Origin of the sequence: Pseudidiomarina insulisalsae, assembly GCF_003987065.1 — a bacterium.
Taxonomy (GTDB): Bacteria; Pseudomonadota; Gammaproteobacteria; order Enterobacterales; family Alteromonadaceae; genus Pseudidiomarina; species Pseudidiomarina insulisalsae.
Genome location: NZ_PIPY01000006.1, coordinates 56,144 through 70,029, shown reverse-complemented (window position 1 = coordinate 70,029; position 13,886 = coordinate 56,144). Strand labels below are relative to the sequence as shown.

At 52.7% G+C, this 13,886-nt stretch carries 10 protein-coding genes and 1 tRNA gene; 4 read left to right on the top strand and 7 right to left on the bottom strand.

From position 1 onward, the window contains the following. Positions 1-5: 5 nt before the first annotated feature. Both rnr and CWI71_RS06540 read right to left on the bottom strand, forming a co-directional pair. Positions 6-2,366 (bottom strand): ribonuclease R, encoded by a 2,361-nt coding sequence (rnr, locus tag CWI71_RS06545; protein WP_126754467.1) that lies wholly within the window; start codon positions 2,364-2,366, stop codon positions 6-8. Positions 2,367-2,481: 115 nt separating this feature from the next. Beyond that, positions 2,482-2,568, bottom strand: a tRNA-Leu gene (locus tag CWI71_RS06540). 207 nt (positions 2,569-2,775) lie between these two features. On the opposite strand from CWI71_RS06540, the gene CWI71_RS06535 reads away from it, so the two are divergent. Then, positions 2,776-3,291, top strand: a complete 516-nt coding sequence (locus CWI71_RS06535; protein WP_126754466.1) for an RDD family protein — start codon at positions 2,776-2,778, stop codon at positions 3,289-3,291. Between the two features lie 47 nt (positions 3,292-3,338). Here CWI71_RS06535 and lptG read toward each other — a convergent pair whose 3' ends face one another. Continuing rightward, complete coding sequence (gene lptG / locus CWI71_RS06530; protein ID WP_126754465.1) at positions 3,339-4,409, bottom strand: LPS export ABC transporter permease LptG; 1,071 nt, start codon at positions 4,407-4,409, stop codon at positions 3,339-3,341. Between the two features lies 1 nt (position 4,410). Continuing rightward, positions 4,411-5,514, bottom strand: a complete 1,104-nt coding sequence (gene lptF, locus CWI71_RS06525; RefSeq protein ID WP_198678749.1) for an LPS export ABC transporter permease LptF — start codon at positions 5,512-5,514, stop codon at positions 4,411-4,413. Between the two features lie 123 nt (positions 5,515-5,637). On the opposite strand from lptF, the gene pepA reads away from it, so the two are divergent. Genes pepA through CWI71_RS06510 form a run of 3 tightly spaced genes read left to right on the top strand, consistent with a single transcriptional unit; the run spans position 5,638 to position 10,470 of the window. After that, positions 5,638-7,143: a leucyl aminopeptidase gene (gene pepA / locus CWI71_RS06520; protein ID WP_126754464.1), complete on the top strand. Its 1,506-nt coding sequence runs from the start codon at positions 5,638-5,640 to the stop codon at positions 7,141-7,143. 1 nt (position 7,144) lies between these two features. After that, positions 7,145-7,600, top strand: a complete 456-nt coding sequence (locus CWI71_RS06515; protein WP_126754463.1) for a DNA polymerase III subunit chi — start codon at positions 7,145-7,147, stop codon at positions 7,598-7,600. 17 nt (positions 7,601-7,617) lie between these two features. After that, on the top strand, positions 7,618-10,470 hold the full coding sequence (locus CWI71_RS06510) for a valine--tRNA ligase (RefSeq protein WP_126754462.1): 2,853 nt from the start codon (positions 7,618-7,620) through the stop codon (positions 10,468-10,470). A gap of 15 nt (positions 10,471-10,485) precedes the next feature. On the opposite strand, the gene rraB is transcribed toward CWI71_RS06510, so the two are convergent. From rraB to parC, 3 genes are all read right to left on the bottom strand, one after another. Beyond that, entirely contained in the window at positions 10,486-10,848 is a 363-nt protein-coding gene (rraB, locus tag CWI71_RS06505) for a ribonuclease E inhibitor RraB (protein ID WP_126754461.1), read from the bottom strand. Then, positions 10,838-11,575 carry a 1-acylglycerol-3-phosphate O-acyltransferase gene (locus tag CWI71_RS06500; RefSeq protein WP_126754460.1) on the bottom strand — a complete coding sequence of 246 codons (738 nt, stop codon included), beginning with the start codon at positions 11,573-11,575 and terminating at the stop codon, positions 10,838-10,840. The genes rraB and CWI71_RS06500 overlap by 11 nt, the downstream gene beginning before the upstream one ends. Positions 11,576-11,637: 62 nt before the next feature. Further along, positions 11,638-13,878 (bottom strand): DNA topoisomerase IV subunit A, encoded by a 2,241-nt coding sequence (parC, locus tag CWI71_RS06495; protein WP_126754459.1) that lies wholly within the window; start codon positions 13,876-13,878, stop codon positions 11,638-11,640. Positions 13,879-13,886: the final 8 nt, after the last annotated feature.

Genomic DNA, 13,886 nt, shown 5'->3' with positions numbered 1-13,886 from the left:
CTTGGTTATTTCTTTTTGCCGGTGGTTTTCTTTTTCGCTTTACGCTGCTTTTCAACTTTCGCGCGTTTCGCTTTCACTTTACCGTTTTTTTCGCGCTTTTGCTGACGCTTGCTTTTCGGTTTACCGCTGCTCTCATCTTTATCCTTACTTTTGGGCTCAGGTAAGCGTTGTTTACCCGAAGGACTTTCAGCCGACAGCAAGGTCAGATCAATTTTGCGCTCATCCAGGTCGACGCTGCGCACACGAACCTTCACCTTGTCACCTAAGCGATAGACCCGACGGCTGTTTTCGCCAATCAGTAAATGTCGCTCGCTGTCGTAATGATAATAATCATTATCGAGGTTCGACACATGTACCAAGCCATCAATATGCAAGTCATCTAAGCGGATAAACAGACCAAAATTAGTAACCGAAGCGATCACCCCGGTGAATTCCTCACCAACATGATCCTGCATGTATTCACATTTAAGCCATTCATCGACCTGACGTGTGGCGTCATCTGCGCGACGCTCCGTCATTGAACAGTGCTCACCGAGCTCATCAAGCTGTTCATCAGGATACATCCAGGCCCCTTCCAGGGCTTTGCTCGGACCTTCAACTTTTTTCAGCAGCGCTTTTATCGCGCGGTGTAAGACCAGATCAGGATAACGCCGAATCGGCGAGGTGAAGTGCGAATACTCGTCCAGTGCCAGGCCAAAGTGACCGGCATTATCCGGGGTATAAATCGCCTGCTGCATCGAGCGCAGCAACATGGTCTGAATCAGCTCCGCATCCGGTCTGTCACGTACCTGCTCAAGCACATCGGCATAATCATTTGGACTTGGGTCATCGCCACCTTTAAGTGAAAGACCCAATTCTCCCAGAAAGCTGCGGAAATTTGTCAGCCGTTCCGAGGATGGCGGCTCGTGGACCCGGAATAGTGCACCGGCTTCATCATGCTGTTCGATCAATCGGGCCGTCGCTACGTTGGCCATGATCATACACTCTTCAATGATGGTGTGCGCGACATTGCGTCGCACCGGCTCAATACTTTCAATTTTGCGCTGCGCATTAAAGATGAAACGGGTTTCCAGCGTTTCAAACTCGATCGCAGCGCGTTTCTGCCGTGCTTTTTTCAGCACTTTAAAAAGCTCATGTAAATTCTCAATTGGCGTGAGAATCTGTTCGTACTGCTGACGCAGCTGCGGGTCCCCGTCCAGAATATCCGCAACTTTGTTGTACGTCATTCGCGCATGTGACTTCATCACCGCCGGATAAAATTTCGCCTGCTGCAACTTACCGCGGCTCGATACTTTCATTTCTGCAACCATGCACAGCCGATCGACTTCGGGATTCAGTGAGCACAAGCCGTTTGACAACTTCTCCGGTAACATGGGCACGACGAAGTTCGGAAAATATACCGAGTTACCGCGTTCCAACGCATCTTTATCAAGCGCTGTATTCGGCCGCACATAGTAACTCACATCAGCAATCGCTACCCACAGGCGCCAGCTATCGCCTTCAGGCTCAGCATAGACGGCATCATCGAAGTCGCGCGAATCTTCACCGTCAATGGTGATAAGAGGTAACTCGCGCAAATCGGCGCGATTCTCATAGGCTTCAGCAGGGACTTCGTCGGCCAACTTGTCAACCTCGGCAAGCGTCGCCGGACTCCAGTCAGTGGGAATGTCATGCTCACGAATGGCAATTTCAATTTCCATTCCAGGCGCCATATGCTCGCCTAAGATTTCTGTTACCTCACCGATGGGCGACGTGCGTCGATTCGGCCGACGGGTGATCGTGACCACTACAATCTGGCCATGCCGGGCACCATTTCGGGCTTCCTCGGGAATTAAAATATCCTGATTAATGCGGCTGTCGTCGGGCACTACGATGCCAAGGTCATGGTCAATAAAGAAGCGTCCGACAATGCTCGCATCGCGCGGCTCAATCACCCGTACAATACGGCCCTCGCGGCGACCTTTCGGGTCTGTACCCTGTTCCTGCACCAGCACCTTATCGCCATGCATCACGCTGTACATCTGATTCGGCGGAATAAACAGGTCATTACCGCCGTCTTCCGGCTTACAAAAACCGAAGCCGTCCCGGTGGCCAATAATGCGCCCTTTAATCAGATTCATACGTGAGGGTAAGCCGTAGGCATTGGCTTTGGTATAAATCAGCTGACCATCGCGCTCCATAGCGCGCAGGCGACGTTTAACCCCCACGTGCTGGCGCTCGTCAGTAAGCTCAAAGCGTTCCAGAATTTCTTCAAACGTGGTCGGTTTCAGACGCGACTCCACGGCTTCTAGTAGCGCTTCGCGGGATGGGATTTCAACCTCGTATTCAGGCTGTTCCGGATTGTTTTTGCTGTCGTTCTTCGACATAGAACCTCTGCGGTTTGTTCATACGAATTGCATCAACGAATAGCAGACAGTATAACAGAAAATCAAGGGGATAGCTGTGCTGTGATTCAGCGCAAACAGAGCAGAGATGAAGTTTTGGTGCCGAAGGGGGGACTTGAACCCCCACGCTGTTGCCAGCGGCGGATTTTGAATCCGCTGCGTCTACCAATTCCGCCACTTCGGCATAGAAGATTTGACTTGAATGTCGGTAGTGCGTGGCATTATACGCAAGGGAATTTTCCGATCAAGAAAATTATCAAGGTTTTAGTGTGTTCGGCTAATTCATAAGCAACTCACTAAATTTGTGCGGACATGAGGCTGGTCCTTGCTTCTCAAAGGCGACTCAAAGATAATCCTCCTGCAGTTATTATTAGTCAGTTAAGGAATCATCATGACGGACGCCAGTCCTGCGCAAAAATTACATGCTTCATTTCCCAGCGCCGGATTCTTGCGGCGCCTCGCCGCCTGGGTCTACGATCTACTGGTCGCCGTGGCTATTATTATGTTGGCTTCCGCGCTCGCGCTTGGCTTTGCGGCCCTGCTGACCAGTCTTGACTGGCTGACGCTGCCTGCAGGCGTCGACCATGCGGCATGGCTCAATAGCTCACCACTTTACGGACTATATCTGCTGGCGATGCTGGCTCTGTTTTTTGGTTGGTTCTGGTACCGTAGCGGTCAAACCCTGGGAATGCGCGCCTGGCGCTTAAAGGTGCAGCAACGCGATGGTTCACGCATCACAAAAAAGCAAACGCTCATCCGCTTGCTTACCTGTGCGTTCGGTCTGGGTAACCTCTGGGTGCTGGTTGATGTTAAGAATCGCCGTGCCTGGCATGATTATGCTGCGGGAACCGAAATGGTGACCTTATCCAAAGAAGCTAACCAGCTCTATTACTGGAAAGAATTATAAGGCCTGCAGGTTAACGTTCATTGCAGGCGCTTATTTTCATTGCGGTTTTATTTGCGCTGCAGTAAGTAGAGCGCGGCGCCGGCAAACAAGACACTTGGCAGCAGCGCGCCAAGTATTGGTGGCAGGTGATAAACCTGCGCTAGCGGCCCGAAAATTTCATTACTGACGTGAAAGCCAAAGCCGGTAATTACCCCTAGCAAAATGCGCGCGCCCATGGTCTGTGAGCGTAAAGGTCCAAATATAAAGGACAAGGCCACCAACAACATGACCGCTACCGTGACCGGCGCCAATAACTTGCGCCATAGTGCCAGCTGATAGCGTTCTGTTGCCTGTTGATTGGCACGCAGGTAATCGAGATAGTCGAGCAGGCCGGTAATGGATAATGCCTCGGGCTTGACCGTCACGACGCCAAGTTTGTCCGGCGTAAGTGAGGACTGCCAGACCCAGCGCGATAATTCGCTATGCTCAATACGTTCCTCGCCGTGCTCAGTAATCTCGACGTTGGTCAGCAACCACTGGCCATTTTGATAAGTCGCGGACTGTCCCTGCACCACCGACTCAAGTACCCGTTGCTGATTAAACCTATAGACCGTGAGATCACGCAGGCGACCGGTGTCTTCCACTTCACTGATATTGACAAAGTGAGAGCCGTCTTTGGCCCAAACGCCCTGCTGAGCCGAAATCAGGCTGCCGCCAGAAATTGCTGACGCTCGTAGTTCGCGCCCTTGCGCCTCAAGTTGTGGCGCAATCCATTCGCCCATCGCCATGACCGCCAGCATCATGATGACTGCTGCCTTCATCACCGAGCCAACAATATTTAACCGCGAGCGCCCTGAGGCCAGCATCACCACCAGCTCAGAGTTACTGGCCAGCATGCCCATACCGATCAGGCCGCCAAGCAAAGCTGCCATGGGAAAGAACACTTCGATATCACGGGGCAGGCTATAGAGTACAAACAGCCCCGCTTCCGCCACTGAGTAAGTTCCTTTACCCACTGACTTCAGTTGTTCAACAAAGCGGATCAACGCCGACAAGCCACTGAGTACCGCCAGACTTAGCAATGACGTCGTCAGTACCGTACGGGCAATGTATTTATCGAGAATAGAAAACTGCAGCATGTTAAGACCTCCGCAGTTGCGCCAGCATGCGCAACCCTAACGGACGGCCTTTGCCGACCAGAATAATACCGAACAACAGCAGCAACACATGAATCCACCACAAACCAATTACCGCAGGTATCACGCCATCAGCCACCGCCGAGCGTGCCGCCATCAATAACAGAAAGTAACCCAGGTAGATGAGTAGTGCCGGCGCCATCCGGGCAAATTTACCCTGGCGCGGATTGACCCGGCTTAGCGGTACAGCAATGAGGGTCAGCAGCGGCATGGCCAGCGGAATGGCAATACGCCATTGCCACTCGGCAGCAGCCTCCGGATTATCTTCAGCCCAGAGCTCAGCCGTACTGTAGGCTTCAAGCTTACGGCTGTATTCAGTTGCTTCCTGTTCTTTAATCTGCAACTGATAACTGGCGAACTCCATTACCTGATAGTCACCCTCGCCAGTGTTACGGGCATAGCGGGTGCCATTATTGAGAACCAGTTGCTGCGAGCCACTGTCATTGGCGATAACCGTGCCGGTATCGGCCATTACCACACTGCCGCCGACAACACGCTCTTCTTCATCGCGCAATGACTGCGCCACAAAGACCTCATCGAGGTCGCCAGTCTCAGTCAGCCCCTGTACGAAAATCACCGCTTTTTGGTTACTTGCCTGCTGAAAACGTCCCGGCATAATGACCGACAACCCAGTGTCACTGCGCGCCCGCTCCTCGACCTGCCGCTCCTGTTCCAATGACCAGGGCACCAGCCACAGCGTCAGCGTGGCGGTCACCAGCGCGAGCAGTACGGCCAGCACCAGGGTAACCCGCGTCACGTACCATTCACTCACACCACAGGCATGCAATACGGTCATTTCATTGTCGGCATAGATACGCCCATGGGCTAATAAAACACCGAGGAATAAACTCAATGGTAGGATCAGGGCTGCCAGCGCCGGCAGATTTAAACCCAGTAACTTTATGACCAGATCGCCGGGAATTTCGCCCGCAGAGGCGTCAGCCAGTACGCGGACGAACTTTTGACTGACAAAAATGGTCATCAGCACCGTTAAAACGGCGATTTGAGATTTGAAGGTTTCTCGCATTAAATAGCGGAATATACGCACTGGTGACCACTCTTAACGTTGCTTTTTGCTGGAAAATACGCAATTTTTCAGTAAACTTGTCATTTTACCAAGAATTATTCTATGGCAGCCCTACCCTGTCAACCGCCAAAAACGGGAGTACTTATGGAGTTTAGCGTCAAAAGTGGCAGTCCGGAAAAGCAACGTTCTGCCTGTATTGTCGTAGGAGTGTTTGAACCCCGCCGCTTGTCAGGCGTCGCCGAGCAACTCGACCAGGTCAGCGAAGGCTACCTTAGTGGCTTATTGCGTCGCGGTGACCTTGAAGGTAAAGCCGGGCAAATGTTGCTGCTCCATCATGTGCCGAACATTTTAAGTGAACGCGTACTCCTTGTCGGTTGCGGTAAAGAGCGTGAACTTGATGAACGTCAGTATAAACAAATTATCGAAAAAACCATCCATACATTGAATGAAACCGGTTCAATGGAAGCGGTTTGCTTTCTTAGCGAGTTACACGTAAAAGGCCGCGACACCTACTGGAAAGTCCGTCAGGCGGTGGAAGCAGCGCAGGCCGGGCTGTACACGTTCAACCAGTTGAAAACGCGCAAGGAAGAACCTCGCCGGCCGTTACGTAAACTAGTATTCAACGTCCCCACCCGCCGTGAATTACCCTTAGGCGAGCGCGCGATTCAGCATGCGCTGGCGGTCAGTAAGGGCGTGACCATCTGTCGTGATGTAGCTAACATGCCACCGAATATCTGCACCCCGCGCTATCTTGCTGAGCAGGCGCAGTCAATGGCAGATCAATACGACAACCTCTCGTTTAGTGAAGTTGACGAAGCACAAATGGCTGAGCTGGGCATGAATGCCTACCTTGCTGTGGGGCAGGGGTCCGAGCATGAATCAGTGTTATCGCTATTGCACTATCAGGGCGCTGCCAAAGACGTCCCACCGGTGGTGCTGGTAGGTAAAGGCCTGACGTTTGACTCTGGGGGGATTTCTATCAAGCCTTCCGCCAATATGGATGAGATGAAGTACGATATGGGCGGCGCGGCCTCGGTTTTAGGTGCCATGCAGGCGTTGGCGGAGCTACAATTACCCATCAACGTAATTGGTGCCATTGCTGGCTGTGAAAATATGCCTGATGGCAAGGCCTATCGCCCTGGCGATGTGCTTACCACCATGAGCGGACAAACCGTAGAAGTTCTGAACACCGACGCTGAAGGGCGTCTGGTACTTTGTGACGTGCTGACTTACGTAGAGCGCTTTGAACCAGAGGCGGTGGTCGATATCGCCACCCTCACCGGTGCCTGTATTGTTGCGTTAGGTCATCATGCCAGCGGCCTGATGAGTTCGCATAATCCGCTCGCGCACGAGCTGCTTAACGCTTCAGAGCAAAGTGGTGACCGCGCCTGGCGCCTGCCATTGTGGGATGAGTACCAGGACGCCCTGGACAGCCCCTTTGCCGATATGCAGAATCTTGGCGGACGCGATGCCGGCACCATTACCGCTGCCTGCTTCTTGTCCCGCTTCACCAAGAAATACCACTGGGCGCATCTGGACATTGCCGGCACTGCATGGCGCAGTGGCGCGAAAAAAGGCGCGACCGGACGACCCGTGCCCATGTTGACACAATTTCTGCTCAATCGGGCTGATAACGGACAAAGCAACTAATATGGTACACGGTATCTTTTATGTCCTTGACGGGCTGGACGAAGCACAGCAGCTAAGCCTGTTTTGTCAGCTCATCAGCGAGCGCTGGCGCGAATTGGGCAGCGTCCGCGTCTGGTGCCGTGATCAACAACAAGCTGAAGCGCTTGATGAAGCGCTGTGGCAACAACCCGCCGATGCATTCGTGCCCCATAACCTGATCGGTGAAGGCCCCAGTCAGGGCGCACCGGTAGAGTTATGTTGGCCCGAGGCGGCCATCGGCGCGCGGCGTACCAAAGTGGTCGTCAATCTGATGCCGACCGCGCCGCAATTTGCCGGCGCCCAACTGGTGATTGATCAGGTGCCCAGTGACCCACAGGCCCGTCAGCAAGCACGTGAGCGCTTTAAATGGTACCGTCAGCAAGGCGTGCAACTTAGCACAGTGAATGCCACTGAGCTGCAACAAACAACATCAAATTAATGTCGTGAAGGTTTCGCATGGATAAAACGTATTCGCCAAATGCTATTGAGCAAGCGCTCTACCAAAAGTGGGAGCAGGCAGGCTATTTTAAACCCTCCGGCGAGGGCAGTAGCTATTGCATCATGATCCCGCCACCCAATGTGACGGGCAGTCTGCATATGGGCCATGCCTTTCAGCATACCATTATGGATACGCTCACCCGCTACAAGCGTATGGATGGCTTTAACACGCTCTGGCAGGTTGGCTCTGACCATGCTGGTATCGCTACACAAATGGTGGTTGAGCGGCAATTGGCAGCGCAAGGTCAGACCCGCACCGAGCTGGGGCGCGAAAAATTCATCGAAAAAGTATGGGAATGGAAAGCCCAGTCCGGTGGCACCATCACGCAGCAGATGCGTCGCCTAGGTGACTCTGTCGACTGGGATCGCGAACGCTTTACCATGGACGAGGGTCTGTCAAACGCGGTGAAAGAAGTCTTCGTAAGGCTGCACAAAGAGAATCTGATTTATCGCGGCAAGCGGCTGGTCAACTGGGATCCGAAACTGCAAACCGCGATCTCCGATCTGGAAGTGGAAAATAAAGAGCAACAAGGCCACATCTGGCATCTTCGTTATCCGTTAGCTGACGGAGCCACCACTGCCGATGGTAAAGATTATCTGGTGGTTGCGACCACGCGCCCCGAGACCATGCTCGGTGACGTTTGTGTTGCGGTCCATCCTGATGACGAGCGCTATCAGGCGCTGGTCGGTAAATTCATTGATTTGCCTTTGGTCGGTCGCCGTATTCCGATCATTGCCGACAGTTATGTGGACCAGGAGTTTGGCACCGGCTGTGTGAAAATCACACCTGCGCATGACTTCAACGACTATGAGATTGGTAAACGCAATCAGCTGGCGATGATCGCCGTGCTTGATGATCACGCGCAGGTGCGCGAGCGCGCCGGACTTTACACGGCCACCGGCGAAGCCATTGATAGCATCGGTGACTTCGATGGCATATTGCCTGAGGCGTACCGTAATCTTGATCGTTTTGAAGCCCGCAAAAAAGTAGTCGCTGACTTTGATGCCCTGGACCTGCTTGATAAAGTTGAAAAACATACCAATAAGGTGCCCTACGGTGACCGTGGCGGCGTGCCGATTGAGCCACACCTGACCGATCAGTGGTATGTGCGTGTTGCCCCGTTGGCAGAAGTGGCAACACGCGCTGTTGAAGAGGGCGAGATTCAGTTCGTACCTAAACAGTATGAAAATATGTATTTTGCCTGGATGCGTGACATTCAGGACTGGTGTATTTCACGCCAGCTTTGGTGGGGTCATCGTATCCCTGCCTGGTACGATGCTGAGGGCAACGTGTATGTGGGCCGCGATGAAGCCGAAGTCCGTCGCGAACATGGCCTGGCTGACGACGTTGCTCTGCAACAAGACGAAGACGTGCTTGATACCTGGTTCTCATCAGCACTGTGGACTTTCTCAACCTTGGGCTGGCCAGAAAACACTGATGATCTGAAAACCTTTCACCCGACCGATGTGCTGGTGACAGGTTTCGACATTATTTTCTTCTGGGTGGCACGCATGATCATGATGACCATGCACTTCCTCAAAGACGAAAATGGCAAGCCGCAGGTACCTTTCAAGACGGTTTATGTGACCGGCCTTATTCGCGACGAAGAAGGCCAGAAAATGTCGAAGTCGAAGGGCAACGTGCTCGACCCGCTCGATATGATTGACGGTATCGATTTGCAGTCACTGGTGGAGAAACGTACCGCCAATATGATGCAGCCACAACTGGAAGCGAAAATTAAAAAGCGTACCGAAAAGCAGTTCCCTGAAGGGATTACTGCGCACGGTACCGATGCCTTACGTTTCACGCTGGCCGCGCTGGCCTCCACCGGTCGTGACATTAACTGGGACATGAAACGGCTCGAGGGCTATCGCAACTTCTGTAACAAGCTATGGAATGCCAGCCGCTATGTGCTGATGAATACCGAAGAGCACGACTGCGGTATCAAAGGCGGTGAAATGCAGCTGTCCTTAGCTGACCAGTGGATCATTGAGGGTTTCAACGATACCGTGAAGCAGTTCCGTAACGCGCTGGATAACTACCGCTTTGACCAGGCCGCAGCGATTGCATACGAGTTCACCTGGAATCAGTTCTGCGACTGGTATCTTGAACTCACTAAGCCAATCTTATTCAATGGTAGCGAAGCTCAGTTGCGTGGCACCCGTCACACCCTGGTGACCGTGCTGGAGCAACTGTTGCGCCTGCTGCATCCTTTACTGCCATTTATCACCGAGGAAATCTGGCAGCGCGTGGCTCCGCTTGCCGGCGTCGAGGGCGAAACTATCATGTTGCAGCCCTACCCTCAGGTGCAGAAAGAGCGCTTTGCCTCAGCCCGTGATGACATGGAGTGGCTGAAACAGGTGATTGTTGCGGTACGCAATATTCGTGGTGAAATGAACCTGTCACCCAGCAAACCGCTGCCGGTATTAATTACCAATGCCGATGCCAAAGCCAAAGCCCGCCTGCAGGAAAATGAAAGCTTTCTGGCAGCACTGGCTAAGCTTGAATCGGTGACATTCCTTAGCAGTAGTGCTGAGGCTCCGGCCAGCGCCACCGCATTGGTGGGCCGGATGGAAATACACATTCCAATGGCAGGTTTGATTGACACCGCTGCGGAACTTGCCCGACTGGATAAGGCAATTGAAAAAGCTGAAAAGGAAGTGACAATGTTCTCACGTAAGCTAAGTAATGAGAACTTCGTCAGTAAGGCGCCAGCAGATGTCATCGCCAAAGAGCGTGAGAAGCTTGCTAACGCCGAAGATACGCTGCAGCAGTTACAGCAGCAACGGGCAAAAATTGCGGCGCTTTAACAGCGCCGCAGCATTTTACTCTTCTTCGTCAGCCTCACCAAAGAAGGTACCCCAACCGTCGTACTCTACGCCGGCTAAGTCGGCTATCTTGCAGACTTCTTTGGTTTGCTGACGCAGCAGTTCAGCGTCAAGCTTCACCTCACTGACAGCAGCAAAAGCAAACAAGCGGCTACCATCATCAAGCTCGAATTCGTCGGCATCGTCGACGTGATAGCCTGCTTTTACCAGCTCCACCGCTGCTTTCTCTAATTTGGTAAAGTCAGCGCTGACCAGGTGGTGTTCAATAGTAAAGCGTGTGTCCGGATCTGCACCATCTTCAATTAGCGCAGCAACTGTTGCATCGCTTTGCGCCAGCAGTTCAGCAGAATCATTGGCCATATTCAGTAGCTCCCTGAGCGAGTTCGTGATCAAGCTCACTAATTTTCATTTGCATCAGCTGGTGGCAATGCGCCGTAAGCGCGCGCACGTTTTCCGCACTGTAGCCGCTGACCGGCACCGGCTCCAGCATTTCGATAATTACCGTACCATTATTCCAGCGATTTAACTTAATACGACCGTGCAGATTCGATACGCAAATCGGGACAATGCTCACGTCCGCCTGGATCGCAGTGCGAAAAGCGCCCGTTTTAAATGGCAACAGGCCCCGGCCATAGCTACGTGTACCTTCGGGGAACAATAACACCGAAATCTGCCGCTCCCGAATGGCTTCGGCGGCCTGATCAATAGTGCCGCGGGCCCGACCGGTATTTTTGCGGTCAATTAAGATATTACCAGCCAGCCAGTACAACTGACCAAAAAACGGGATCCACTTCAGGCTTTTTTTACCAATACTCACGGTACCTGGCGGCATCGCCCGGCTTAGGGTGAAAATGTCGTAGGTATTCTGGTGATTGGCGATATAAACATAAGGCCCGCCTTCATAAAGTCCCTGCGGAACACGAATATCAAGCTTTACACCCAACAAACGGTGCATGCGGCCATACCAATGCGCAAAAATAGGGGTATTGTTTGGATGGAATGGGCGCAACAGGCAGATTAACAGACCTATTACGCCACAAATCACGACAAAACAGCCAAGTAAAATCAGACGTACAACAGCGAGCATGCATTCTCCTAATTAGTTGCTGCCCGCTATTATACCTTTTTCAGCGGAAAAAATTACTCCGATCAGTCCTGACTCTCTACGGTAATCGCGTCAACGCGTTGCAGACCGCGCGGTAGCTTATTTCCCCGACGGCCGCGTTCACCGCGATAATGCTCCAGATCGGCAGGCTTTAAGGTCAGCTTGCGCTTGCCTGCCAGCAAGGTAATTGCGGTATCCGCGGGCACCACATTAGTCGCTACGACATACTCCTCGCGCGACTGCGCCCGTAGCGCCGGAATACTCATCATCTTATTGCCTTTACCCTTGGCTAACTCGGGTAAATCAGCGACCGGGAAAATAAGCATCCGCCCTTCGTTCGAGACCGCGACAAGTAAATCTGACTGCATATCGTTCACCCGATTTGGCGGCAGTATTTTAGCGCCCGTTGGCAGGTTCAGCACCGCTTTACCATTTTTATTGCGACTGACCAGATCGCTGAACTTACAGATAAAGCCATAACCTGCGTCAGACGCTAACAGGTAACGTTGCTCATCTTTGGCCATCATGACTTGTTCAACGGTTTCACCGGCTACCATACTGAAACGGCCGGTCAATGGCTCGCCCTGCGTTCGGGCAGACGGCAATAAATGCGCCTCACAGGCAAAACTACGCCCCGAGCTATCGAGAAAGACGACTTGCTGATTACTCTTACCCTGAGCACTCGCCAGGAAACTATCGCCCGACTTATAAGCTAAGGCGGCGCCGTCAACATCATGGCCTTTGGCGGCGCGTACCCAGCCTTTTTTCGACAGCACCACAGTCACCGGTTCCGCAGGTGTCAGGTCACGCTCACTCAGTGCTCGCGCTTCAGCGCGTTCTACCAGCGGCGCGCGACGCTCGTCACCGTATTTCTCAGCGTCAGCCAGGATTTCTTTGCGGATCAATGTCTTCAGACGACGATCAGAGCTCAGTAGCAGTTCCAGTTGCTCTCGCTCTTTTTCCAACTCATCCTGCTCACCTTTCAGCTTCATCTCTTCGAGCTTGGCTAAATGGCGTAACTTCAGTTCCAGAATGGCTTCCGCCTGCGTTTCCGTTAACTGGAAACGCTTCATCAACTCAGCTTTGGGCTCATCTTCGTAGCGAATAATGGCGATCACTTCATCAATGTTCAGATAAGCAATCAACAAACCTTCGAGGATGTGCAGGCGCGCCAGCACCTTGTCCAGACGATGCTGCAGACGGCGGGTGACGGTCGTTTGCCGGAAAACCAGCCACTCTTTCAGTACGTTCAGAATCGGCTTCACCTGCGGGCGGCCGTCAAGGCCGAGCATATTCAGGTTAACCCGGTACTGCTTCTCAAGATCGGTGGTGGCAAATAAGTGTTGCATCATCTGCTCAATGTCGACCCGATTTGAACGGGGCACAATGACCAGGCGCGTCGGATTTTCATGATCGGACTCATCGCGCAGATCAGACACCATCGGTAACTTTTTCGCCTGCATCTGCGCTGCAATCTGCTCTAACACTTTGGCGCCTGATGCCTGATGCGGCAACGCATCAACAATAACTTCGCCGTCCTCCAGCTGATATTTTGCCCGCATCCGAATACTACCGCGGCCACTCTCATAGATTTTTACAATCTCTTCATGCGGGGTAATAATTTCTGCATCGGTCGGATAATCTGGCCCGCGTAAATGTTCCATCACCTCGGCCAGATCGGCGCTTGGCTTCTCGAGCAACAGCGCGCATGCATGTGCCACTTCCCGAGCGTTGTGCGGTGGAATGTCCGTCGCCATACCAACAGCGATGCCTGTCACCCCGTTCAGGAGAATATGCGGTAACCGCGCAGGCAACATGCGTGGCTCTTTCATGGTCCCGTCAAAGTTCGGTACCCAATCCACGGTGCCCTGACCCAACTCACTGAGCAGCAGTTCACTGAAGCGTGACAATTTCGCTTCGGTATAACGCATTGCGGCAAATGACTTAGGATCATCCTGTGAGCCCCAGTTACCCTGGCCATCTACCAACGGGTACCGGTACGAAAACGGCTGCGCCATCAGTACCATGGCTTCATAACAAGCGCTGTCGCCATGCGGGTGGAACTTACCTAATACGTCACCCACGGTACGCGCCGACTTCTTATATTTCGCTAACGCCGACAAGCCCAACTCTGACATGGCATAAATAATGCGTCGTTGCACCGGCTTAAGGCCATCACCAATATGTGGCAAAGCGCGGTCCATAATGACGTACATGGAATAATTGAGGTAGGCATCCTCAGTAAACCGACGCAGTGGAATTTGTTCTACGGTGTCCATCGACATTCTTATAA